We start from the raw sequence: 706 nt of genomic DNA, 5'->3' as shown, positions 1-706 counted from the left end.
AAAAAGCGGTCTTACATTTGCTGTTGAAACTCCAGAGGAAATGTGGCAGCTAAGCCTTAATAAGGAAGTTTATGCAAGTCATCTTGAAGAAATTATAAAAGAAGCAAAGAGCCGTGGATGGTCAAGCGCAAAATTTTATTTTATGATAGGCCTTCCTCTTGGCGATTATTTTGAAGACAGAAATTCTGCTCCCGGAGCTGAAGGCAGTGAAGAAAAAGCTATTGTTGATTTTCTTCTTGAACTTCAGGCAAAGACAAAAATTCAGTGCAATGTAAATGTCGGCGTTTTTATTCCCAAACCGCATACTCCTTATGAGCGTGTAAAACAGATAAAGCCAGAAGTGGCAGAAGCGAAAATTGAATATATATTTAAAAGTCTCCCACGTGGAAAATTCAAAATGGGACGGCATAATTACAATGCGACTATTCTTGAAGGGCTTTTGAGCCGAGGCGATTTTAATGCGGGCAAAGTTATCTTGAATGCTTACAAAAAAGGTGTTCGATTTGATGCTTGGGATGATTATCTGCGCAAAGATTTTCCTTTGTGGGAAGAGGCTTTTTCTGAAGCTGGTTTTGATGTCAAGAACTGGATTTTTCATACTTGGAACGAAGAGGAATTGCCTTGGAAGTCTGTCAGCCTTGGTCCTGCGCAAGGTTTCTATAAAAATGAATGGAAAAAGTCTCTTGAACATAAGCTTACTGAAAGG

The 706-nt window shown here is 39.1% G+C and carries 1 pseudogene; it reads left to right on the top strand.

From position 1 onward, the window contains the following. Nucleotides 1-706: pseudogene (locus tag B3209_RS02000) on the top strand (B12-binding domain-containing radical SAM protein); the annotation flags it as partial.

Source organism: Treponema sp. UBA6852 (genome assembly GCA_002449305.1).
GTDB lineage: Bacteria > Spirochaetota > Spirochaetia > Treponematales > Treponemataceae > Treponema_D.
This window is presented reverse-complemented; position numbering and strand designations above follow the sequence as displayed.